Here is a 23598-nt window from a genome sequence, read left to right on the forward strand (position 1 = left end):
TATTGATTATTTTGGACGGTACATCTTGACATTTTGTTGTTGTTCAATCCAATAGTAATCAGCGGGGCCGCCCGCACGCAGCAATGGTTTTTGCACTGCACAATCGTACAGTCCATCAGTTAGGGTGGATTCATCAATATGCACCATGACAACCTCTCCCATGACCATCCACGTATCCAGTAATTGGCCATCAGCGCGTTTAAGTTGCTGATACTGAGTGACCACACATTCCATCGAAACGGGAGTTTGTGCTATGCGTGGTGGCGAAATCAATGTTGAAGGTAGGGTAGAAAGTTGTGTTAAAGCAAACTCACTTTCTCCTCGCTCAAGGGCGGCACTGCTCATATTAACCTGCTCGCCAAGGCTTAGTGTCGCAAGGTTATAGACAAATTCCCCTGTCTCGATGGCATTGGTGACAGAGTCTTTTTTACCCACGCTGGAAAAGGCCAAAATGGGGGGTGAATAGTTAAAAATATTGAAAAAACTATAAGGAGCAAGGTTGGTTCGGCCTTGGCTATCACAGGTTGAGATCCAACCAATAGGGCGTGGGCCGATTAAAGATGGAATAGGGTCATGGGGAAGTCCATGCCCTTTAGTTGGTTGATAACTATAGAATTTGGTTGTCATTGCAAGCTCCTTTTTTGTTTTATCCTAACGGATAATAGGGGCTGGCGTAAGGTTAAAAAATGAAAAATGCAATGAACGCATAAAGTTAGCAGTCAGTGGATAGCAATGAGTGAATAATAGGCTGGTATTACTCACCAATGCGCTGGATAAAACTCGAAGGGCTTTGTCCCAGCCACTTTTTAAACATAGTGGAAAAAGACCCGACACTGCTGTAGCCCAAGTCAAAAGCCACTTCGGTAATCGATTTCCCTGCGGAAATATGAGTGATAGCACTGAGCAAGCAAGCTTGTTGGCGCCAATCTGAGAAAGACAATCCCGTTTGAGCTCCGAAAAAGCGGCTAAAAGAACGCTCACTTTTATGGAGTTTCGCTGCCCACTCTTGGGGAAGGGAGGTGATTTGAGGCGCCTTTAAAAATTCACGACACATATGAGCGAGGTGCTCATCCCGTGGGATCGGCGCATAAAATGGCAAAGGCTCCGCACGCTCAATTTCATGCAAGATCAATTGGATCATAACGCCATCTCGGCCATGAAGGTCATATTCGATCGGTGTATCGACAGCTTCCAGTAATAACTGGCGAAGTAATGGCGAAACGCGGAGCACTTCGCATTTATTCCCTTTGCGTGGTGCCGCTGCGGGCTCGATATACAAGCTGCGCGTACTCACATTTAGCATGCGGGTTTCATGGGGCGTATTGCAGGGGATCCACACACCGCTATCTGGAGGAATAACCCACTCGCCATCATCTGTGCTTACTTCAATCAAACCTGTTGCGCCATATAAAAATTGTGCGCGGCGGTGAACATGAGAGTCCAGTAACACATTCGGTAAGTAATCAGTTCCGATCGCGAGAACATCACGTGGAACTGCATCAACGGTTTTAAGGGGGATATTTCTCATGGAAATTCCTCTTGGCTGAAATACAAACATAATGATTTTTTTTTCGAATATAGGCAATTTTTATTGATATAACCACATGTTTTCTATGGTTGGCTGAAATTCCGATCTCTTTGGCTGTTTTTCGAAAGTTGGTAAAACGGAAAATGATTACCCTAGCGCGGAAACCCAATGTATGCCTGAGGTAGAGTTATCATGGAAAATTACAACAATCAGAATGATGAGCAAGTCGGCCTGATTGAACCTTTAACCCGTCGTCGGTTTATTCAGGGCAGCTCTGCACTCATGGCTGTCCCTTTTTTAGCCACAAATACGGTTGCTTCAACGCCAGAAAACCCAGATATCATTCCAACAAAAACGATTAATAATGAGGGTGAGCGTGTGGTTTCCACTTGCAGCAGTTTTGACTGTGGTGGGAAATGCGATATTCGTGCACATGTTAAAGAAGGTGTTGTCACGCGTATTAGCACGCGACCTGATGCTGATCTTGATGAAGAGATGCCAATCATGCGTGCATGCGTGCGTGGTCGTAGTTATCGGAAATTTGTTTACCACCCTAACCGGCTGAAATACCCAATGAAACGTGTTGGTAAACGTGGAGAAGGGCGTTTTGAGCGGATCAGTTGGGAGGAAGCGACCACGCTGATCGCAAGTAACATGCAACGCATCAATGAACAATATGGCCCCGCTTCACGCTTTGTTAGCTTAAGTACGGGGGTTACCGGGGGGATTTTTTCTGGTGCGAACATGTTACGCCGTTTATTCAATATCACGGGCGGTTTTTTAGAGAATTACCACTCGGTCAGTAATGGCAATACCATGGCGGTAACACCTTATACCTACGGAACTTCCGCGAGTGGCAGTACTTTGGATACGTTGGAAAATACCCCATTGGTGATTTTATGGGGGCATAACCCGAATGAAACCATTTTTGGGCATTCCAATCATTATTTCCAAAAAATGAAGAAAAATGGCACCAAATTTATTGTTGTCGACCCACGCTATTCCGATACTGCGTCGTCGTTAGCTGACCAATGGATCCCCATTTTACCGACTACGGATAACGCAATGATGGACGCGATGATGTATGTGATCATCAGCGAAAATCGCCATGACCAAGCCTTTATTGATAAATATACAGTCGGTTTTGATGAGCATCAGATGCCCGATGGTGTGCCTGAAAATGAGTCATTGGTGGCCTATTTAATGGGCAAAAAAGATGGGGTAGTGAAAACCCCTGAATGGGCGGAACCCATAACCAAAGTTCCCGCAGATACGATCCGCCAGTTAGCACGTGAATATGCGGGTACTAAACCTGCAGCATTGATGCAAGGTTGGGGGCCACAACGCCATATTTGTGGCGAGCGCTCAGCGCGTGGTGCAACGTTATTAGCGACTATCACGGGTAATGTAGGTGTAAAAGGGGGATGGGCTGCGGGATATGGGATGGCCGTTACGCCAGATTTACGCAAAACGTTGGCGGGCCCTAGCTTATTCGAAAACCCAGTTAAGGCGAAGATCAACATTACCAATTGGGTTCAAGCCTGTGAAGATAAAAGCCTTGTCACGCCAAATAACGGCCTGAAAAATGCTGAAAAGCTCGATACCGAGATAAAAATGATTTTCTCGTTAGCGGGTAATTATATGACTAACCAAAATCCCGATATATTGCATGCCGCCAAAGTGCTGGAGGATGAAAGCAAGGTGGAATTTATCGTCTATAGCGACTTATATATGACACCGAGCGCGAAATATGCCGATATTTTACTGCCCGAAACCAGTTTTTTAGAGCGCTGGAATGTGGGGGGAACTTGGGGAACGGGTAACTACATTATTTTATCTGAAAAAGTCATTGAGCCAGAGTTTGAACGCCGCAGTGATTATGAATGGTTGTGTGAAGTAGCTGAAAAGCTTGGTGTTGGCGAGAAATTTAGTGAAGGTCGTACGGAAAAACAGTGGATTGAACATCTTGTAAATGATGCCCACCAAAAACGCCCTGAGGATGGAATTCCTACCTTTGATGAGCTACTGGTAAAACGTCGTCATTTGCTGAAACACAAACCGCATATTGGGCATGTGGCATTTGAAAAAAACATTAATGATATTGAAAAACACCCATTTGAAACGCCGTCTGGGAAAATTGAGATTTTCTCTAAGCGTTTGTATGAGCGTCATGATGTTGATATTCCAGCGTTATCTCATTATGTCCCAGCGATTGAAGGGCCAGAAGATGCATTAACGACACGTTTCCCTCTGCAGCTTATTACGTGGAAAGGCCGAAACCGTGCTAACTCAACGCAATTTGCTAACCCATGGCTGCAAGAGGTCCAGCGTCAAGAGCTATGGATTAATCCAATTGATGCTAAGCGCCGAAACATTGTTGAAGGTGATTATGCCAAAGTGAACAATGACCGTGGAGTAACGCAAGTACCAGTAAAAATCACTCAGCGCATTATGCCCGGGGTCGTTGCACTGCAAGCAGGTGCATGGTGGCAGCCTGATGAAAATGGCATTGACCAAGGCGGGTGCGCCAACGTATTAACATCAGCGCGTAGCACGGCAATGGCTCACGGAAATGCCCATCAAACCTTATTGGTGGAGGTAACAAAAGCATGAGTAAATTCCACGTTTATCCCGCAGTGAGCGACAAACAACTCGGGTTTTATATTGATTCTGCACGCTGCTCTGGCTGTAAAGCGTGTCAGGTGTCCTGTAAAGATAAAAATAACCTAGACGTCGGGCGCAAATACCGCCGTGTTTACGAAGTAACTGGCGGTGAGTTTATCGAAAACGGCACAGGGGGGCTGGTGAATAATGTCTTTGCCTATACGTTATCCATTTCATGTAACCACTGTGCCGACCCTATGTGTGTCAAAAATTGCCCGACCACCGCAATGCATAAGCGCGAAGGTGACGGCATTGTGATGGTTAATACGGACAAGTGCGTTGGATGCGGCACCTGTGCATGGTCTTGTCCGTATGGTGCACCGCAAATGAACCCTGAGATACAACAAATGTCAAAATGCGATTTTTGCATTGACCTGCAACTTAAAGGTGAGCAACCCGTATGTGTGGCAACTTGCCCATTAGGTGCAATTCAGTTTGGCCCAATTGACGAGCTTAGAAAACGTTATGGTGAATTGGCGGATGTACGAGGGTTACCAGATTCCTCGATTACACACCCTAACCTTGTTATTCACCCACACCAAGGTTCTGGTCGCCAGTCTCAAGGCACACAAGGAGAAACCAAATGAACGAATGGCCATTATTGTTATTCACCTTTTTGATGCAGTTATCTATTGGGTTAAGCATCATGTTAGGCGTTTTTGCAAAGAAACTGTCTTCGGTGTTTGCGGGTAAAATTAATTCGCAATTTTTCTTGTGGTATTTATTTGTGGCCTGTGTTTTCGCGGGGGTGGGATTATTATCTTCGATTACCCACTTAGGTGTGCCACTCAATGCACCTAATTCATTGTTAAATCTTTTTTCCTCTTGGCTAAGTCGAGAAGTGGTGCTTACCGCCACCTACTTTACATTTTTAGGACTCACTTTTTTATGGCTTTGGTTTAAAAAGGAATTGTCTTATCTGCTACTGGGGATGGCAATCATTGCTGGACTGTGTGATGTATATGCTATGGCGTCAATCTATCGTTATACGTCGATGTTAACGTGGATGAATGATAATACTTACCTGATGTTCTACGGCACGATGCTGACGGCTGGCGCTGCGGGTTACTATTTATTAATCAGTTTATTACTGCGTTTTAAAGCAGGTAGCGGTGGGGTACAAATTCCGACCCGCGGGCTGTGGATATTATGGACAGTTATAGGGGTGAGCTTATTTATTCGCCTGGTTTATCAATCTGCTTATGAAAGTTACCTTGTCCACACGAGTTATAACAATGAGTCGATAACCTTTCCTATCGATTCCATTCATGCTTATCAAGCGATTTGGTCATTACGTATGACCAGCTGGGTGGTAGGAGTGTTAGCAGTGATAGTTTTAGGCGTTGGTATATTCCGCCGTATGCGCCCAGCGCCAAGTGAGGTATTAACTTCAAACGGTCAGGGCTATTTAGTGCTGGGGTGTGCCTGTGCGATTGTTGCTGAGTTTATGCTGCGTTATTGCTTTTACTCTATTCATATTTAAGGCAATTGTGATTCATTTTTTAGGAAGTCTTGGTCATTATGATCCACTTTTCACACTACGCAGCGGCTTTTAATATTTTGGGGACTTGCTATTTGTTTTCGCCCAATGATGATGCAAGTCACTATGCATTAAGCTTTTTTAAATTGGATGATTTTGCTGAACAATGGCCTTGTAAAATAAGTCCCCAATTGAGTCATCAAATTACGCAGTCTCTAAATATTGAACGGCAACAACTACATAAGCAATGGGCTGATTTGTTTATTGGCCCCAATACATTACCAGCCCCACCTTGGGGCTCGGTGTATCTCGACCCGGAGGGGGTATTGCAAGGTTCTTCAACGCAAGCGTTGAGTGCATTTTTACAACGCGAGCGGTTAAAAGTGCAAACACGTTACCCAGAACCTTCAGACCATGTTGGTTTAATGTTATTTCAGGCAGCGGTATTAGCGTCAGAGGTGAGAGAGCGTGCATTAAAAGAATTACTTGTTGACCATTTGGAAAGTTGGTTACCACAGTTTTACCATCAACTAAATAGAACAATGCCAAATTCTTTTTATTCGCCATTAACTGAGTTAGCGCTAGTGACAGTTAAATCATGCCGCTAGTCTTTTATCAAGGTGACTTTTTGTTCAGTATATTTGAATGTTAAATGGTTAATTAAACGTAATATTTGAATGAGGAAATAGTTAACAATTTATAATTAAATGAAAATTGATTTAGTTATAAGAAATGCAAATTAAAATGATTCCCACTTTAATTTTCTAAGCCATAATACATTTTTACGTCATACTACTTAATGATAGGTATTTACAGCGAAGGGGGTATAAAGTGGTCAATCTATTTAATCGGCTGTTGTCCCATGAAGATGCGGGAAAATTACTGTTACGTCTTTCTGTGGGCGGGCTAATGCTATTCCATGGAATGAGTAAATTAATGACAGGTGCTAGTGGTATCAAGGCGTTACTGGCTTCTTACGGTCTACCTGAATTTATCGCTTACGGCACTATTTTAGGTGAGGTCGTTGCCCCTATTTTTATTATTTTAGGGATATTAACTCGTCCATCTGCATTGCTAGTGGCGTTCACCATGGTTGTTGCATGGCTGATGATTGGTTTAGATAAAACCTTTGTTCTGGATAAAACAGGGGCATGGGCGATTGAAAGTATTGTGTATTTCTTCTTAAGTGCCATTGCATTGGCATTTATGGGATCAGGACGATTTTCAGTGATGCGCAATGCATGCTGGCGATAAATAAATTTTAATTAAGTGTTTTGACATTGCTTTGAGAAAAGACCATCAAAATTTTCTGATGGTCTTATTTTTTTGTCCAACGTACTGGAAATTCAAGGTGAGCGATACTTTTGCATTATTGGTAATTTAAGCCATTTTAGCTATAATGGTTAAACAAGCCATTTTGTCCTGTAGGTGATGTATGGAAACGATCTCCGCACAAGTTGCTAAAAATCAATTTGGTGATTTATTGATGAAAGTTCAACGTGCGCCTGTTGAAATAAGTAAACATGGGAAGCGTGTTGCTGTTGTTATCTCTTCTGATGAATATGACCAGTTAATGCAGTTAAAATTACAGAACTTAAAAGCAGTTTTAGCTGAATCTATTTCGCAAGCAGAGCGTGGGGAATTGCATAGTATCGATGATGTATTTGCTCCGTTAACTAGGGATGAACTTAATAATAAGGCTTAAGGATGAGCGTTAGGTTTACTCAGAAAGCGAAAGGCCATATCCGCTTAATTAGGCTTTATTCTATGCGTAGATGGGGGGCTAATATTGCAGAGGCTTACGCTAACTCATTACGAGTGACAATGACCGACATGCTCGCAAGCCAGCCATTTCTTGGTCGTGATCGCAGTGAAGATTTGTATTTAGGGATTTTTAGCTTCCCTGTCGAAAGCCATATTATTTATTATCGAAAAGCGCTTGAAGGTATTGAGGTGCTGGCAGTATTACATCATACGCAAGATCCCCATTCTCATTTATAAAAATTCGTTTTTGCGATAAGTTAATTTTCATTAGGTATTTGATATTGCTTTTGAAAGAAGACCATCAAAATTTTCTGATGGTCTTCTTTTTTTGAACAATAACCTGTTGAATTAGTCGTTTTTCAACACAGTTTCGCGGAAAAATAGGTCTAACAAGCTGCTGTTTCGACATGCTGGCTCAGGAAAATCCAAACGCTCTGCGCGTTCAACGGTCTCCATCACTAGCGCATCTATCGCCAGGCGCCTTGCACCATAATGGCTTTCGTCGACATTCGACTTTATCACTAACAGCGCTTCAATTTCTGCCAACACAGATTTATCGGTAACGGTTGCAGTCACTAATTCTGAAAAAGCCATCGGTGGCATACTTTTATGCATTTCTATCCAACGCAGTGCTAAAACGGCTCTAAGCAGATAAAAATACTTTTTAAGTTTGACTTCTTTACCTTTAAAATCCGTATGTAAGTTCCGCTTACTGATGGATAAATAATGATATCTAGACTTTAATGGTGAATAAAATTTTGCAGCAAGTTGCTCTAGCTCAGCAAAAAAAACATTGTCTTTAAAGTAGACAATAGGGGAATGTAGCCATTCTATTAATGCGGGGTTTGAATTACGCATTAATTTTAAAGCCTTGGATAATTCCCAGCCAGACACGTCCAGCTCATCATCTATCGGTTTCTCTATAACATCCCGCTTGGGGTCTAGCGTTAAGTACCAGTCTAATTTATGAACATAGATAAATCGCACATCATAGTCGCTGTCGCGGGAGGCAAAGCCCCAACCGCGACTGCCTGATTCACAAGCAAAAAGAACTTTAACGTGGTGACTTTCTTCTATCTCTTTTAAGGTACGGCATATCCGTTCTTTCATTAGCACGGATACGCTTCCACTGTTGGTTTCCATGCTTTCTCCTTTTTTAACCTTTCACACACACCACTTGGCGTAGGGTATGCACGATTTCAACTAATGAAGATTGCGCTGCCATTACAGCGTCGATGTCTTTATACGCCATTGGAATCTCATCAATCACATCGCTATCTTTTCGGCACTCAACGTGCGCCGTTGCCATTTTTTGGTCGCTGACTGAAAAACGCTTTTTGGCCTCAGTTCGGCTCATCACACGACCTGCACCGTGGCTGCAAGAGCAAAAACTTTCTTCATCGCCCAGTCCGCGCACAATAAAGCTTTTCGCTCCCATCGACCCTGGAATGATCCCCATTTGGCCTTTTCGAGCAGACACTGCGCCTTTTCGCGTCACCAAAATTTCTTCACCAAAATGTTGCTCTTTTTGCACATAATTATGGTGGCAATTTACCGCTTCTTGTTGAGTGGTAAACGGTTTTGGAATTTCCCGTGAAAGCGCTTCCAACACACGGTGCATCATCACTTCGCGGTTATGGCGGGCGAAATCCTGCGCCCAACCCACGGCTTCCATATAGTCATTAAAATGTACGCTGCCTTCTTCAAAGTACGCTAAGTCCCTATCTGGCAAATTAGCGATGTGTTGTTGCATATCTTTTTGTGCCAATGAAATGAACAGGTTACCTATTGCATTCCCAACCCCGCGTGACCCGCTATGTAACATCACCCACACACGATTTTGCTCATCCAAACACAGTTCAATAAAGTGGTTCCCCGTTCCCAATGTTCCTAAATGGTTATAATGGTTAGTCCCACGTAGTTTTGGGTACTTATCGCAAATACGTTTAAAATCCTCATCTAAATGTGCCCAATGGGTATCCACAATATCTGGTGTACGGTGCCATGCACCTTTATCACGTCCGTGTCGATGAGTAGTTCGTCCGTGCGGTACAGCGGCTTCGATAGCAAAACGAATATTTTGTAAGCTATCAGGCAAATCAGATGCAGTTAGGGATGTACGCACTGCAATCATTCCACAACCGATATCGACTCCCACTGCGGCAGGGATAATCGCCCCTTTGGTTGGGATCACACTCCCGATGGTTGACCCTTTCCCTACGTGTACATCGGGCATTACCGCTAAGTGTTTGAAAATAAAGGGCATCTTGGCGGTATTTTGCAATTGTGTTACCGCTTTCGGGTCAACAGGAACGCCGTTAGTCCACATTTTTACAGGCACGCCAGTTTCTTGAATTAATTGATTGAAATTATTATTACTCATTGTTATTCCTTAATTTTTACCAATCCGTTTAATACTTGGTCTAATCCACCGTAAACGGATATTTGGTCGATTCGATGTGCGATGCTTTCTAAGGTTTCGAGCTCTTTTAAGCGCAGCGCAACAGGGTTGTTTTCCATCACTTTGGCTGTATTTAACAGTGAACGCGTGGCGGCCGTTTCTTCGCGGCGGCGGATCACATTAGCTTGGGCTGATTTTTCAGCTTCAACCACTTGGGACAATATAGTGCGCATTTCGCCCGGTAAAATAATGTCTTTCACACCAATGCTATCTACCTCTAAGCCAAACTCATCAATGCTTTTCACCACTTGCGTTAGCATAAGCTCATCGATTAACTGTTTGTTTTCTAATAGTTCATCCAGTGTGCGGGTGCCCACGATTTCCCTTAATGAAAACTGTAATTCACGGTATAAATGTTCTACTGGCTGACTCAATTGAGAAAATGCATGTAGTACATCGGCATAGCGCCAGTTAGCCGACAAATTAATGCGTAATGTCACTTTATCTTTGGTTAAGATTTCTTGCCCGCTGACTTCCAGTGATTGTAAACGCGTATCAATAATGTCAATTTCAGGTGTGTGTTCTACACGCCAGTAACCGTGAGTACCTGCTTCAAGTAAACCCGTGATTTCACCATCAATTTTTAACACGCCAATATGCCAAGCGGGTATTTGAGCGACAAGGCACAGTTCGCTGCCTTTGATACGTTTTTTCGCGGCTAAGCGCTGTGTTAACACTTCTGGTAACACTAAATGCCCCACTTTTTGTTTTTCGACACGCAGTGTATTGCCAGATTTCCAGTACAGACGGCGTGTTGCTGGCGATAAAATCTCAACTAAGTTATTGTGTGAATATAAAAAACCAATCTCATCATCTAATAAATCAATATCAACGCCATAGGAGGCTACCCAATTTGGGTGATATTGGCGAATTTGCTCAGCAAGCACAGAGTCAATTGGTTTATCAATGGACTGTGAGCAAACATCAATGATTTGAATTTCAGGCTTCTGTTTAACTGACCAAAAACCGTAATTACCTGCCTCTAAAAGGCTTTTTATTTCACCATCCACTTTGAGCAGGCCAATTTGTCCTGCAAAAATTTGCGCTATTACACATAAATCACGGCCTTTAACCCCTTTTTTGTGCACTAACTGATCTGTTAATTCATTGGTTATGGCTAATTGGGTCACGTTATGTTTTTCGATACGTAAATCATCGTTGGTTTTCCAGTATAAACGGCGTGTTTGTGGCGCGATAATTTCAACTAAATGATGATGTAAGTATAAAAAAGCGACTTCATCATCGGATAAATTAACGTCAACACAATACGCATTTACCCAATCCATATGGAATTGGCGCAAATGGTTTGCCAGTTTTTCTTCAATCGGTTCATTGTTTAATGTGAAAAATGAAACTGTCAGTTTATTAAACCAATCTTGTACGCGGTGCTCGCCTGCCACTAACAGTTGTTTGAAATCACCATTTTTTGAGGTTAGTGCAATAAGTCCTTGAGCAACATTTATTTTTTTCATTATTTTTCCTTTTATTTATGTGTCTGACGCTGAAGAGCAAAACGAAGCCATGAGGGGAAAGAAAGAGCGCCAGATCGGCTGTCTAAATTTCTGCTCATCACTCGGTGAGGCCCTCGAGTGCCAGTTTTTAGCTAAACTTCAGCTAGGTTTTATTTACGTTTGGAATCGTATTTTAAGTTCAGGAGTCGAACCTGATAGCTAGGCTATTACCAAGGTATCTTACCGACGGCGGTATACAGACCATGTAGTGACAACAGCCACCATGTCTGCACCGGTTGAACGCGAAGTTCAGACATTTTCCGGCAGTGGATGAATTTATAATTGCCAGAAGCATGCCAACTTTTTAAATGAGATGAAAAATATTTTTATCTCAATGAAAAATAACAATTAATTATTTTTTGGCTAAATGTTACTTACAATGGGATAGAAAATGAATTAGGCTATTTGTTATCTTTTTATATCGTATTTTATAAATTTATATAAATCATGAGCGAAAAACGTAGGGTTGTGATAGGTGTGCTTGGCACGGTATTAGACAGGCGAGGTAAAAAAGCCAATCGCTGGACCAAATGGCGCCCAACTGTGGGACTATGCCAACAGCCGAATATCAATATTGGCCGCTTTGAACTGATTCATCAGGTCAATGACTACTCGATGGCGCAGCGTGTTAAAGAGGATATTGAGCAAGCCTCACCGCAAACGGAGGTCGTATTGCATGAGGTGGATATTGCAGATCCGTGGGATTTCGAGGAGGTGTATACCTCGCTGCTCGATTTTTCTGCGAGCTACCCCTTTGATACGGACAACGAAGAGTACCTTGTGCACATCACTACAGGGACGCACGTGGTGCAAATTTGTTGGTTTTTATTAACTGAAGCGCATTATTTGCCGGCTAAACTCATTCAAACATCACCCAGTGAAAAGGGCAGGGAAAAAGACCCGATGGGTATTCATACGGTGATTGACCTTGATTTAAGCCGTTATACCCACATCACTAGCCGCTTCCAAAAAGAGCAACAGCAGCAAGTTTCGTTTTTAAAATCGGGTATTGCCACGCGTAACAGCGCGTTTAATACCATGATTGAGCAAATTGAACGGGTGGCGCTGCGCTCAAAAGCCCCTATTTTATTGAATGGCCCGACAGGTGCAGGGAAATCGTTTTTGGCTCGACGAATTTACCAATTGCGTGAAAGCCGCCACCAAGTGAAAGGGCGGTTTGTCGAAGTGAACTGCGCCACGTTACGCGGTGATAATGCCATGTCGACGTTATTTGGCCATGTGAAAGGGGCATTTACGGGGGCGTTAAACTCCCGAAAAGGATTGTTAAAAGAAGCGGATAGCGGCATTTTATTTCTTGATGAAATCGCTGAGCTCGGCCTTGATGAGCAAGCGATGCTACTTAAAGCCATCGAAGAAAAACGATTTTTCCCTTATGGTGCCGATGAAGAAATTCATAGTGATTTTCAATTAATTGCGGGAACCCATCGCAACTTGGCGCAACAGGTGGAAGAGGGGAAATTTCGTGAAGATTTATTCGCCCGTATCAATATGTGGACGTTTGCTTTACCCAGTTTGCGCGATCGTCGTGAAGATATTGAGCCGAATATCGATTATGAACTTGTGAAGTTCAGCCAAGATGCGCAAAACCAAATCCGTTTTGATAGCGAGGCGCGCAGCGTGTATGTGAAATTTGCGTGCTCCGAACAAGCACTCTGGCGCGGTAACTTCCGTGAACTGGGGGCATCGATTAGCCGAATGGCGACCTTTGCGGAAAAAGGGCGGATCACCAAGCCGATAGCTGAAGAGGAAATTGGGCGTTTGCAATCCCAGTGGCAAGTTAAATCGAGCAATTCATTACCTAAACACGTGGGTGAAATTGATTTATTCGACCAACAACAGTTAGCCACAGTACTGGATGTGTGCCGCCGTTCTTCATCCCTTTCAGAGGCGGGGCGTGCACTATTTGCAGTATCTCGGCAACAGAAAAAGCAACCTAATGATGCAGATAGACTACGAAAATATTTGGCGAAATTTGGGTTAGATTGGGAAAATATTCAATAGATAAATCGTGTTCTGTGTAGTAAAAGGAGTAAAAACATGGAGTTAACATTTTTAGGCACCAGTGCTGGCGTTCCCACAAAAGACCGAAATGTCACCAGTATGATATTAAATTTGGTCGGCATTCGAAAAAGTTATTGGCTGTTTGACTGTGGCGAAGGGACACAGCACCGTATCCTTAATAGCCCATTTAAAGCGCCAAAAATTGAGAAAATATTTATTACCCATTTGCACGGCGACCATATTTTTGGCTTACCAGGGCTTTTATGCAGCCGTTCAATGGGCGGGGCAACGGAGCCATTGACATTGTATGGGCCAAAAGGGCTCAAGCAATATATTGAAACGGTGTTGTCTCTTAGTGTGTCTTATATGACTTATCCAATTGAAATTATTGAAATTGAAGCAGGTCAGTTATTTGATGATGGCGAGTTGATTGTGACGGCTTACTCTCTTGATCACCGCGTAGAATGTTATGGTTATCGTATTGAAGAACACGCCAAAAGTGGGTCGTTAGATGCGAACAAGTTGGCGAGTGATAACATTCCCCGTGGCCCATGGATGCAAGCGCTTAAAGCAGGTGAGACCATTACCCTTGAAGATGGCCGTGTGGTTAATGGTGCAGATTACCTTGGTGAACCTATCCCTGGTAAAGTCATCGCTATTTTTGGTGATACACAACCGACCCCGAAAGCGTTTGAGCTGGCTAAAAATGCAGATGTGATGGTGCATGAAACCACGTTGGAAGCAGCTTTTGCAGAAAAAGCGAATGAGCGTGGGCATTCAACAACAGTGCAAGCGGCACAATTAGCCCGTGAAGCAGGGGTAAAGCGTTTTATTGCCACTCACTTGAGCGGGCGTTATATGAGCGAAGATATTCCAAGGTTATTAATGGAGTGCCAAGCTGAATTCGCGGAGACCCAAATTGCCGAAGATTATTTGACGGTGAAGGTTTGATTTGGCGGGCAATGTGAGCCCGCCACTTATTTTTGACTCAGTAAATCACTTTCACAAATCCATTACGACAGTAGGTTTCATACTCATCGGAAAGCTGCCTGTTTGTGACTATCACATCAAATTGTGATAATTCCCCCATATTGGCGGTCGCTACTTCATCAAACAAGTTATAAGGCGCCAATAAAATTTTACGGATGGACTTTTCCATCGCTTTTTTCTTCATTGGTAAATCGTCAATATTATAACAGGTTACGCCATATGTGCTGTGGACGCCTGCGGCAGAAATAAAGGCCTTTTTGGGGTTAATGGAGTCAAGCAAGGAAGGCAGCGAAGGGTTGTAAAATGAATCGCTTTTAGGGCGGTATTCACCACCACATAATAAGGCGGTGGCGTTTTTTTTCTGGCTAAGAGCGAGAAAAACGTTATGGGAATAACAAATCCCCGTAAAGCTGATTTCTTCGGGGATCAGAGAAATCAAGGTTGCCATCTCAATGCCATTATCAAAGAAAATAACGTCATCCTCTATCACCATACTGGCTGCGAGGTTAGGAATGTAGAGTTCTTCGGTTTGATCTGGCGTGAAAACATCGGCTTGCTGCTCTTGGGCAACTAAATTTACAGGTTGGGTAACAGAAACAATGTAGCCACCAAGCAGTGACATCGGAATAGGGCCTTCTGCATCTGCGTTAAGGTCTCGGCGGATAGTCATTTCAGAGACTTCGAGTATCCTAGCGGCTTCTTTAAGATGAATCCGTCCTGAACGCTTCAAACATTCACTTAAGCGGCGAAGGCGTTCTTTTTGTTTAGTTTCTATCACCCTACAATCCTTTTATGATATACAAAATTGGCGCGGTTAGACCGCGCCCCATCACTTAGTAGTCACTCGGCTTTGTTGTCGTTCCTGTGACAATCGCAACACTGGCACTCGCACCAACACGGTTTGCGCCCGCTTCAATCATTTTAATCGCAGTTTCACGATCACGCACGCCACCAGAGGCTTTGACACCGATTTCGCTACCAACCACTTTACGCATTAACGCAACATGGTGTTCGGTCGCTCCCATTGTACTGAAACCTGTTGAGGTTTTCACAAAACCGACTTTAATTGTGCGGCAAATTTCACAAACTTGTGTAATTTCTTCATCAGTTAACAGGCAATTTTCTAAAATCACTTTTAATGTTGCATTACCGCAGGCAGCAAATACAGCTTCAATATCTTTACGGACAAAGTCTAAATCACCACTTTTTAACATGCCAACATTAATCACCATGTCCACTTCATCTGCACCACGGCGTACTGCTTCAGCCGCTTCAAAAGCTTTCGCTTCTGTTAAGCAAGCACCTAATGGGAAGCCTACCACACAGCAAACTTTTACATCGCTATCTTTTAAAAGTTCATTGGCTAAAGGAACATAGCCTGTATTTACACATACGGAAGCAAAGTGGTGTTCAGCTGCTTCTGCACACAATTTTGTGATATCGCTGACAGTTGCGTTAGCAGCAAGTAAAGTGTGATCAATATATTTTGCTAAGTCTTGCATTTTCAACTTTCCTATATAAATGTGGGATAGACAACAAAGAATGAGGAAATGTGGTAGATGTAACACTTGATCATTCGTTATTCGAGATCCTAATCACAAATGATATTTTTGCAACATGATAATGTTACTATCATATCATTATGTGATTTATTTAACACGAGGGGCATCATGGATATAGCAGTTATTGGTTCAAACATGGTTGATTTGATCACTTACATCGATCAAATGCCAAAAGAAGGCGAAACGTTAGAAGCGCCCGCATTCAAAATAGGTTGTGGTGGTAAAGGTGCGAATCAGGCGGTTGCCGCTGCTAAATTAAATTCAAAAGTGATTATGTTGACTAAAGTTGGAGATGACATTTTCGCAGATAATACCATTCGTAACCTTGAATCTTACGGTATTAACACCCGTTATGTTGAAAAAGTGCCTTGTACATCAAGCGGTGTTGCGCCGATTTTTGTTAATCAAAACTCATCAAACAGTATTTTGATCGTTAAAGGCGCCAACAAGTTCTTATCACCTGAAGATATCGACCGTGCAGCGGAAGATCTGAAGAAATGTAAGTTGATCGTTCTGCAATTAGAAGTGCAGCTAGAAACAGTTTATCACGCGATTTCATTTGGTAACAAACATGGGATCCCTGTCCTGCTTAACCCAGCTCCTGCGCAACGCTCACTTGATCTGGATTTTGCTTGCCGCTGTGATTTCTTTGTGCCGAATGAAACAGAATTAGAAATTTTAACCAATATGCCAGTCGACACGATGGATAATGTCCGCCGAGCAGCACAATCTCTGCTGGATAAAGGGTTAAAAAACCTCATTGTGACCTTAGGAGAAAAAGGCGCTTTGTGGATGACCCGCGATAGCGAGTTATACATACCGGCAATCAAAGTGAATGCCATCGATACAAGTGGTGCGGGAGATGCCTTTATTGGTTGTTTCTCTCATTACTATGTACATACGGGGAATATTGAAGAAGCACTGAAAAAAGCAGTGATGTTTTCTGCGTTTAGTGTGACAGGGAAAGGGACTCAATCTTCTTATCCAAGTGTTGAGCAATTCAATGAATTTGTGCAAATCAACACCTCAAATGCATAGCTAAATAATAAAACTCAACGTAGCTGTATACCCTTTGACGTATTAATCCGCCATTAGAGCTGAATAGGAACTCCTAGGGTATAAATTATAAAAATATAAGGGTTACTATGAACATTAAGAACATCACTCAGTTGCCTGATGGGTACCTGAGCCGGACTCCTCTATTCCAATTTATCCTACTATCGTGCTTATTCCCTCTGTGGGGATGTGCCGCAGCATTAAATGATATTTTAATTACCCAGTTCAAAAGTGTCTTTGAACTCAGTAATTTCGCATCAGCTTTAGTACAAAGTGCATTCTATGGCGGGTACTTTTTAATTGCGATTCCTGCCTCTTTAGTGATCAAAAAAACCAGTTATAAATATGCGATTATGGTGGGGTTAATTCTCTATATCGCAGGTTGCAGTATGTTTTTCCCTGCGTCCCATATGGCGACTTATACCATGTTCTTGGCAGCAATCTTCGCCATTGCGATTGGCTTAAGCTTCCTTGAAACAGCAGCGAACACTTACAGCTCAATGATTGGCCCTAAACAATACGCCACATTACGCTTAAATATCAGCCAAACATTCTACCCAATTGGTGCTGCGGGCGGGATCTTACTGGGTAAATATTTAGTCTTCTCCGAAGGGGATAGCTTACAAAGCCAGATGGCAGGCATGAATGCAGAGCAAATTCATGAGTTCCGTTTAGCGATGTTGGAAAACACCCTCGAACCCTACCGTTATATGATTATGGTATTGGTGGTGGTGATGATCCTCTTCCTCATTACTAAGTTCCCGAAATGTAAAGTGGCAGAAACCCAAGATCATAAACGCCCAACCGCATTAGAAACCTTAAGATATTTAGCAAAAAATAGCCGCTTTAGAAAAGGGATCATTGCCCAATTCTTATATGTAGGTATGCAAGTTGCAGTTTGGTCATTCACTATTCGCCTAGCGCTAGAAATGGGTGATATTAACGAACGTGATGCGTCGAATTTCATGGTGTACAGCTTCGCGTGTTTCTTTATTGGTAAGTTTATCGCCAATATCTTAATGACCCGTTTTAATGCTGAGAAAGTCCTGATTATTTACTCTGTGATTGGCGCACTGTTCTTAATTTACGTTGCATTTATTCCGAGCTTCACTGCGGTCTATGCAGCAGTGATGGTGAGCATTCTGTTTGGGCCTTGCTGGGCAACAATTTATGCAGGCACATTGGATACAGTAGATAACGAACACACAGAAATGGCAGGGGCTGTGATTGTGATGGCAATTGTCGGTGCAGCTGTGGTGCCTGCCGTTCAAGGTTACGTGGCCGACGTATTACATTCCCTACAACTCTCTTTCTTAGTTTCAATGCTGTGCTTTGTGTATGTCGGTATTTATTTTGTTGGAGAACGCCGCTTTAAAGCGAAGCAAGAAGCCAAATAATCTCTAGTTTGGGTAGTGAAAGCTACCCAATTTCCTTTATTAACCGTGAGTATGAAAATGAATACACAAATTCCTCTTCACAAAAGCGTATTTACGGAAAAACCGACGCTTATTCTTAAAAATGACCAATTCACTGCCACTGCATTTCGTTATCACACTGGCGTGGAAGGTTTGCGCATTGAAAACCAACAAGGTTATCTAACGATTTTACCTTTTTTAGGGCAAATGATTTGGGATGCCGAATTTTGTGGCCAAAATCTGAAAATGGAAAATATGTTTTCAGCACCTAAATCAGTTCCGACGGTAATTGAAACCTACGGTTGCTTTGCTTTTCACTCAGGATTAATCAGTAACGGCTGCCCTTCACCAGAGGATAACCACCCATTGCACGGCGAAATGCCTTGCGCACCGATGGACAGCGCATGGCTGGAAATCACCGAAAACGGTTTGAAAATTTGCGGCGAATATGAGTATGTGATGGGGTTTGGCCATCATTATCGTGCCGCGCCGTCTGTTTCATTAAAGGCAAATAGCTCATTGTTTGATATTCATATGTCTGTGACAAACTTGGCTTCAGTACCAATGCCACTTCAATATATGTGCCATATGAATTATGCCTATGTGGATGATGCTACATTGACCCAAAATATTCCTGAGCAAGTGATCAAATTACGTGAATCGATACCAGGGCATGTTCACCCAACGGAAAAATGGCTTGAATTTAACGAGGCATTGAAATCGGGAGCCATAAAATTAAATCAGCTTAATCAGCCACAAATGTGCGACCCTGAAATTGTGTTTTTTATGGATAACCTGAGCCAACATACAGAAAACCCTGAGTTTAGAATGACTTCCCCCGCAGGAGATACCTTTGTTACGCAATTTAAGTCCAGCGAATTGAATTATGCGACGCGTTGGATTTTATATAATGGCGACCAAAAAGTGGGGGCGTTCGTATTACCTGCAACGTGCAGACCTGAAGGTTTCTTAGCGGCGAAGAATAACCAAACCCTAATTTGGTTAGAGGCAGGAAAAACCCGTGAGTTTACGGTAACTACAGGTGTTGAAAAGTAGTTTTTCACAACATAAGGCAGCAATTTGCTGCCTTTTATTCATATTGTTGACACTCTTCTTCTAAATCGGCCAGTAATTGCGCTGCATCATTAACGGGTGTTTTTTTCCCATCAGATTGCATCATCAACGCGACTTTAATATTCGCTTCATGCATATCAGGTAAAATTTCTGTCATTAAGTGTTCAAGGGTAAATGGCATGGGCGTAAAATTGGCCCATTCACCGATTAAACACAATTCGACATACGCTTTTGCAGGCCATAAGGGTAAAGAAAGGCACTTATCATCATGCCATGTAGTGACGAGGTTTTGTCCATCGCCGATACTCCAAACTTGCTGCCAATCGGCAATTTTACCGACAAAATAGCGGTATTTTTGTGAAGTACTTAAAGCCAAAACGTTTTGAATTTCTTTCTCATTAGGGGAAAATATTGGACTATTCATTATTGGATTATTCGTTATTGGATGGTCTAAAAAGTAATTGATAATTATTGGGAAAATAATATTTATAATTGTTATCTTAATAACAAGATAACGTAAAACAATACACAGTAAAACGATTAAAAAATATCTATCAGATGAATTTTAGGGCGGTTAGAGATGATAGAAGTCTTACTTGAAAAATATGCCATTGGCATGACCATCATCGCAGCATGTCTCATGCTGTATGTCTTTTTTGAGATATTCCATAAACGACGTAAACATAAGCACAAACATAAAAGCATTATTATTCATGTTATTCAAACAGTTGTATTATGTGCTGTCGTTGTGGTCGCGGCGCAATATGTGGATATGGCCGCGGCTGATTTTGATTTGAATTTTATTTCCACGCCGCTGGTCAATTTTATCACGATCGCATTAATTGCTTTGATTTTAATGCGAAAATTGTTTCAACTTGCCAATCGATTAGAGAAGACACAAATCAAAAAGGGCAGTGACCCAACTTCGGCCCGTATTGTGGCCCGGGTGTTTAAAACCACGGTATTTGTCGTTATGGTACTGTTGTTTGGTGAACACTTTGGTATGAGCCTATCAGGACTGATGGCCTTTGGTGGCATCGGTGGTATTGCCATCGGTATGGCGGGTAAGGATATCCTGAGTAACTTTTTCTCAGGGTTGATGCTGTATTTTGACCGCCCGTTTAATATTGGGGATTGGGTGAGTTCACCCGATAGAAATATTGAAGGTACGGTAGTGGAAATTGGTTGGCGGATCACTAAGATCATCACGTTCGACCATCGGCCATTGTATATTCCAAACTCAGTATTTTCGTCCATTAGCGTGGAAAACCCTGGGAGAATGACTAACCGTCGGATCAAAACTGAATTAGGTTTGCGTTATGAAGATTCCGATAAAATTGGTGCGATCGTCGACGATATTCGCACAATGCTGCAGCAAGATGAAAATATTGATACCAGCCAAACTCTGCTGGTGTATTTTGATGCATTTGCAGATTCATCGTTAAATATTATGGTGTACTGCTTTACTAAAACGACGGTTTGGGCTGAGTGGTTAGCGGCACAACAGGATGTCTATTTAAAGATTATTGAGATTGTTAAGCGTCACGGCGCAGACTTTGCATTCCCTTCTCAAACATTGTATGTGGAAAAAAACCACTAATGTCCCATACAGGATAAATTGACCGACTGATTTCATAGATTCCTGTTATTAGTTGGTCATTTTATCTATAAATTTTAATTTATCTGATTTTATGTTTCAGTTGATGTGTTGAGTAGCATGAATATTTTTATGCTATTAACCAGTGGCTTATAAAAAATATTCGACTCCACTCATTTACCGCTTTTTTACCGCAGTGCAAATCATTTCAATTCCCTGATCTATCAAGTATATTGACCGCCTCTTTTCCTCAGCTAACTAAGAGCCAGACTGCTATGAACAAAATCAATGTGGCATGTAGCCAGGGGGTCGCAATCTATTTCACTAACCAATTTCAGTGGGTAGATGTTCGCGATGCACAGTTAAACAATATTGCTGCGGTAGTGCTATCTGAACAAGATGCTGACCAAGGGCTGTGGGAAAGGATAGCTCAGAGTAAATTGAGTATTCCGCTGTTTATCATCAGTGATAAACAGCTGCCAACAAATGAGAGTTTACCGCCATACATCACGGCATTATTACCACCAACGCCATCGGAGCGGGAAGAAAATAGCCGCCAATTGCTTGATGCTGCCAATCAGTACCTTGAGCAGTTATTACCGCCATTTTTTGCGCGAATGATGGATTATGCTGCGGGTCATAACGTCACGTTTGCCTGCCCCGGTCATCAAGGTGGGCAATTTTTCCGCCGCCACCCAACAGGTGAACAGTTTTACCAATTTTATGGTGAGAATTTATTCCGTACTGATTTATGCAATGCGGATGTTGCGATGGGAGACTTGCTGATCCACGAAGGTGCAGCCAAAGAAGCCCAAAAGTTTGCGGCAAAAGTGTTTAATGCAGACAAAACCTATTTTGTTCTCAATGGGACATCATCTTCCAATAAAGTGGTGCTCAATGCATTATTAACACCCGGTGATTTGGTGTTATTCGATCGCAACAACCATAAATCCAACCACCACGGTGCATTAATTCAAGCGGGTGCAACCCCCGTTTATTTAGAAACGGCGCGTAACCCGTTTGGTTTTATTGGTGGTATTGATGCCCATTGCTTTGAAGAGCATTATTTACGTGAGTTAATCCAAGATGTGATGCCTGAAAAAGCGCAACAAACGCGCCCTTTTCGCTTGGCAGTAATTCAACTCGGTACTTATGACGGAACCGTATATAACGCAAGGCAAGTGGTCGATAAAATAGGCCACTTATGTGACTATATTTTGTTCGACTCTGCGTGGGTGGGCTATGAACAGTTCATCCCGATGATGCGCCAGTGTTCCCCTTTGTTGCTTGAATTAAATGAAAACGACCCAGGCATTATGGTCACTCAGTCAGTGCACAAGCAACTGGCGGGGTTTTCACAAGCGTCACAAATTCATAAAAAAGATAACCATATCAAAGGGCAAGAACGTTTTGTTTCCCATAAGAAACTGAATAATGCCTTTATGATGCACGCCTCAACGAGCCCATTTTATCCCTTATTTGCCTCGTTAGATGTTAATGCACGCATTCACCAAGGTGCTGCGGGTGAAATGATGTGGATGGATTGCGTAAAAACGGGCATTGAAGTGCGCAAATCAATTTTCGAGCACTGCCGCTATTTTAGGCCGTTTGTGCCTGAATTGATTGACGGAAAAGCATGGCATGAATACCCGACAGAACAAATTGCTTCGGAACAACGTTTTTTCAATTTTATTCCTAAGGAACGTTGGCATGCTTTTGAGGGCTATGCCCAAGACCAATATTTCGTCGACCCGTGCAAACTCATGTTAACGACGCCGGGTATTGATGTCGAAAGTGGGGAATATGAGTCGTTTGGCGTACCTGCAACTATTTTGGCGCATTTTTTACGTGAACACGGTGTGATCCCTGAAAAATGCGACTTAAACTCGATTTTGTTTTTATTGACCCCGGCAGAAACGACGGAAAAACTCGCACTGTTAGTTTCTCATTTAGTACGCTTTGAACAATTATTAGATGAAGATGCGTTATTAGAAGATGTACTTCCATCAGTATACCAGCGCTATCAAGCGCATTATCAAGGTTATACGTTGCGTCGTTTATGCCAAGAAATGCATCAATTGAGTGTTAATGACAATATCAAGCAGTTGCAAAAAGAGATGTTTCGTAAGGCGCATTTCCCTGAAGTCAAAATGAACCCACAGCAAGCGCATTTAGAATTTATTCGTGGTAATTGTGAGTTATTGCCATTAGATGAGCTCGAAGGGCGCATTGCGGTAGAGGGCGCTTTGCCGTATCCACCTGGCGTCTTGTGTGTTGTGCCTGGGGAAGTGTGGTCAGGCCCTGTGCTGCGTTATTTCAAAGCACTTGAAGCGGGGATTAATGCGTTACCAGGTTTCGCTCCTGAGCTGCAAGGCGTGTATATTTCGAAAAACGAAGGCGAGAAAAAACGTGTCTATGCGCATGTTTTAAAATAATTTCCTTCGTATTCAGACTTTAAGCGTAGATTTTGCCTT

General features: G+C 42.6%; 22 protein-coding genes. 14 read left to right on the forward strand and 8 right to left on the reverse strand.

The window, feature by feature from the left end; genetic code table 11:
* Positions 1-6 precede the first annotated feature (6 nt).
* Positions 7-627, reverse strand: coding sequence for a flavin reductase family protein (locus KDJ85_RS17250; protein ID WP_225820702.1), 621 nt, complete (start codon positions 625-627; stop codon positions 7-9).
* 127 nt (positions 628-754) lie between these two features.
* Complete coding sequence (locus tag KDJ85_RS17255) at positions 755-1528, reverse strand: AraC family transcriptional regulator (protein WP_225820703.1); 774 nt, start codon at positions 1526-1528, stop codon at positions 755-757.
* Positions 1529-1720: 192 nt separating this feature from the next.
* Here KDJ85_RS17255 and KDJ85_RS17260 point away from each other — a divergent pair, with 192 nt between their 5' ends.
* From KDJ85_RS17260 to KDJ85_RS17290, 7 genes are all read left to right on the forward strand, one after another.
* Positions 1721-4141 carry a DMSO/selenate family reductase complex A subunit gene (locus KDJ85_RS17260; protein ID WP_225820704.1) on the forward strand — a complete coding sequence of 807 codons (2421 nt, stop codon included), beginning with the start codon at positions 1721-1723 and terminating at the stop codon, positions 4139-4141.
* Positions 4138-4779, forward strand: coding sequence for a DMSO/selenate family reductase complex B subunit (locus KDJ85_RS17265; RefSeq protein WP_225820705.1), 642 nt, complete (start codon positions 4138-4140; stop codon positions 4777-4779). The genes KDJ85_RS17260 and KDJ85_RS17265 overlap by 4 nt, the downstream gene beginning before the upstream one ends.
* On the forward strand, positions 4776-5675 hold the full coding sequence (locus tag KDJ85_RS17270; RefSeq protein ID WP_225820706.1) for a dimethyl sulfoxide reductase anchor subunit family protein: 900 nt from the start codon (positions 4776-4778) through the stop codon (positions 5673-5675). The genes KDJ85_RS17265 and KDJ85_RS17270 overlap by 4 nt, the downstream gene beginning before the upstream one ends.
* Before the next feature lie 38 nt (positions 5676-5713).
* Complete coding sequence (locus tag KDJ85_RS17275; RefSeq protein WP_225820707.1) at positions 5714-6280, forward strand: molecular chaperone TorD family protein; 567 nt, start codon at positions 5714-5716, stop codon at positions 6278-6280.
* 223 nt (positions 6281-6503) lie between these two features.
* Complete coding sequence (locus tag KDJ85_RS17280) at positions 6504-6926, forward strand: DoxX family protein (protein WP_206086291.1); 423 nt, start codon at positions 6504-6506, stop codon at positions 6924-6926.
* A 181-nt stretch (positions 6927-7107) separates the two neighbouring features.
* Positions 7108-7377: a type II toxin-antitoxin system Phd/YefM family antitoxin gene (locus KDJ85_RS17285; RefSeq protein WP_225820708.1), complete on the forward strand. Its 270-nt coding sequence runs from the start codon at positions 7108-7110 to the stop codon at positions 7375-7377.
* A gap of 2 nt (positions 7378-7379) precedes the next feature.
* Positions 7380-7673 carry a type II toxin-antitoxin system RelE/ParE family toxin gene (locus tag KDJ85_RS17290; protein WP_225820709.1) on the forward strand — a complete coding sequence of 98 codons (294 nt, stop codon included), beginning with the start codon at positions 7380-7382 and terminating at the stop codon, positions 7671-7673.
* 111 nt (positions 7674-7784) lie between these two features.
* Here KDJ85_RS17290 and KDJ85_RS17295 read toward each other — a convergent pair whose 3' ends face one another.
* Genes KDJ85_RS17295 through KDJ85_RS17305 form a run of 3 tightly spaced genes read right to left on the reverse strand, consistent with a single transcriptional unit; the run spans position 7785 to position 10946 of the window.
* On the reverse strand, positions 7785-8579 hold the full coding sequence (locus tag KDJ85_RS17295) for a nucleotidyltransferase domain-containing protein (protein ID WP_225820710.1): 795 nt from the start codon (positions 8577-8579) through the stop codon (positions 7785-7787).
* A gap of 13 nt (positions 8580-8592) precedes the next feature.
* The gene (locus KDJ85_RS17300) at positions 8593-9819 is read right to left on the reverse strand and encodes an RtcB family protein (RefSeq protein WP_225820711.1); all 1227 of its coding nucleotides are present in this window, start codon (positions 9817-9819) and stop codon (positions 8593-8595) included.
* A gap of 2 nt (positions 9820-9821) precedes the next feature.
* The gene (locus KDJ85_RS17305) at positions 9822-10946 is read right to left on the reverse strand and encodes a slipin family protein (protein WP_225820764.1); all 1125 of its coding nucleotides are present in this window, start codon (positions 10944-10946) and stop codon (positions 9822-9824) included.
* A 909-nt stretch (positions 10947-11855) separates the two neighbouring features.
* On the opposite strand from KDJ85_RS17305, the gene rtcR reads away from it, so the two are divergent.
* On the forward strand, positions 11856-13430 hold the full coding sequence (gene rtcR, locus KDJ85_RS17310) for an RNA repair transcriptional activator RtcR (RefSeq protein WP_225820712.1): 1575 nt from the start codon (positions 11856-11858) through the stop codon (positions 13428-13430).
* Positions 13431-13466: 36 nt separating this feature from the next.
* Complete coding sequence (rnz, locus tag KDJ85_RS17315) at positions 13467-14381, forward strand: ribonuclease Z (protein WP_225820713.1); 915 nt, start codon at positions 13467-13469, stop codon at positions 14379-14381.
* 37 nt (positions 14382-14418) lie between these two features.
* On the opposite strand, the gene deoR is transcribed toward rnz, so the two are convergent.
* The gene (gene deoR, locus KDJ85_RS17320) at positions 14419-15198 is read right to left on the reverse strand and encodes a DNA-binding transcriptional repressor DeoR (protein WP_225820714.1); all 780 of its coding nucleotides are present in this window, start codon (positions 15196-15198) and stop codon (positions 14419-14421) included.
* 55 nt (positions 15199-15253) lie between these two features.
* Positions 15254-15922: a deoxyribose-phosphate aldolase gene (deoC, locus tag KDJ85_RS17325; RefSeq protein ID WP_225820715.1), complete on the reverse strand. Its 669-nt coding sequence runs from the start codon at positions 15920-15922 to the stop codon at positions 15254-15256.
* Positions 15923-16090: 168 nt separating this feature from the next.
* Here deoC and rbsK point away from each other — a divergent pair, with 168 nt between their 5' ends.
* The 3 genes from rbsK to KDJ85_RS17340 all read left to right on the forward strand — a co-directional run bounded on the left by rbsK (position 16091) and on the right by KDJ85_RS17340 (position 19509).
* Entirely contained in the window at positions 16091-17020 is a 930-nt protein-coding gene (gene rbsK, locus KDJ85_RS17330; protein WP_206086303.1) for a ribokinase, read from the forward strand.
* Positions 17021-17127: 107 nt separating this feature from the next.
* Positions 17128-18435, forward strand: coding sequence for an L-fucose:H+ symporter permease (gene fucP / locus KDJ85_RS17335; protein WP_206086304.1), 1308 nt, complete (start codon positions 17128-17130; stop codon positions 18433-18435).
* A 57-nt stretch (positions 18436-18492) separates the two neighbouring features.
* Entirely contained in the window at positions 18493-19509 is a 1017-nt protein-coding gene (locus KDJ85_RS17340) for an aldose 1-epimerase family protein (RefSeq protein ID WP_225820716.1), read from the forward strand.
* 34 nt (positions 19510-19543) lie between these two features.
* Here the strand turns inward: KDJ85_RS17340 and KDJ85_RS17345 are convergent, their stop codons facing one another.
* On the reverse strand, positions 19544-19951 hold the full coding sequence (locus KDJ85_RS17345) for a DUF2750 domain-containing protein (RefSeq protein ID WP_225820717.1): 408 nt from the start codon (positions 19949-19951) through the stop codon (positions 19544-19546).
* Between the two features lie 156 nt (positions 19952-20107).
* Between KDJ85_RS17345 and KDJ85_RS17350 the strand changes: the two genes are divergently transcribed.
* Complete coding sequence (locus KDJ85_RS17350; protein WP_225820718.1) at positions 20108-21127, forward strand: mechanosensitive ion channel family protein; 1020 nt, start codon at positions 20108-20110, stop codon at positions 21125-21127.
* Positions 21128-21399: 272 nt separating this feature from the next.
* Positions 21400-23559, forward strand: a complete 2160-nt coding sequence (locus tag KDJ85_RS17355; RefSeq protein WP_225820719.1) for an ornithine decarboxylase — start codon at positions 21400-21402, stop codon at positions 23557-23559.
* Positions 23560-23598: the final 39 nt, after the last annotated feature.

It is taken from the genome of Providencia vermicola, from assembly GCF_020381325.1.
Lineage (GTDB): Bacteria > Pseudomonadota > Gammaproteobacteria > Enterobacterales > Enterobacteriaceae > Providencia > Providencia vermicola.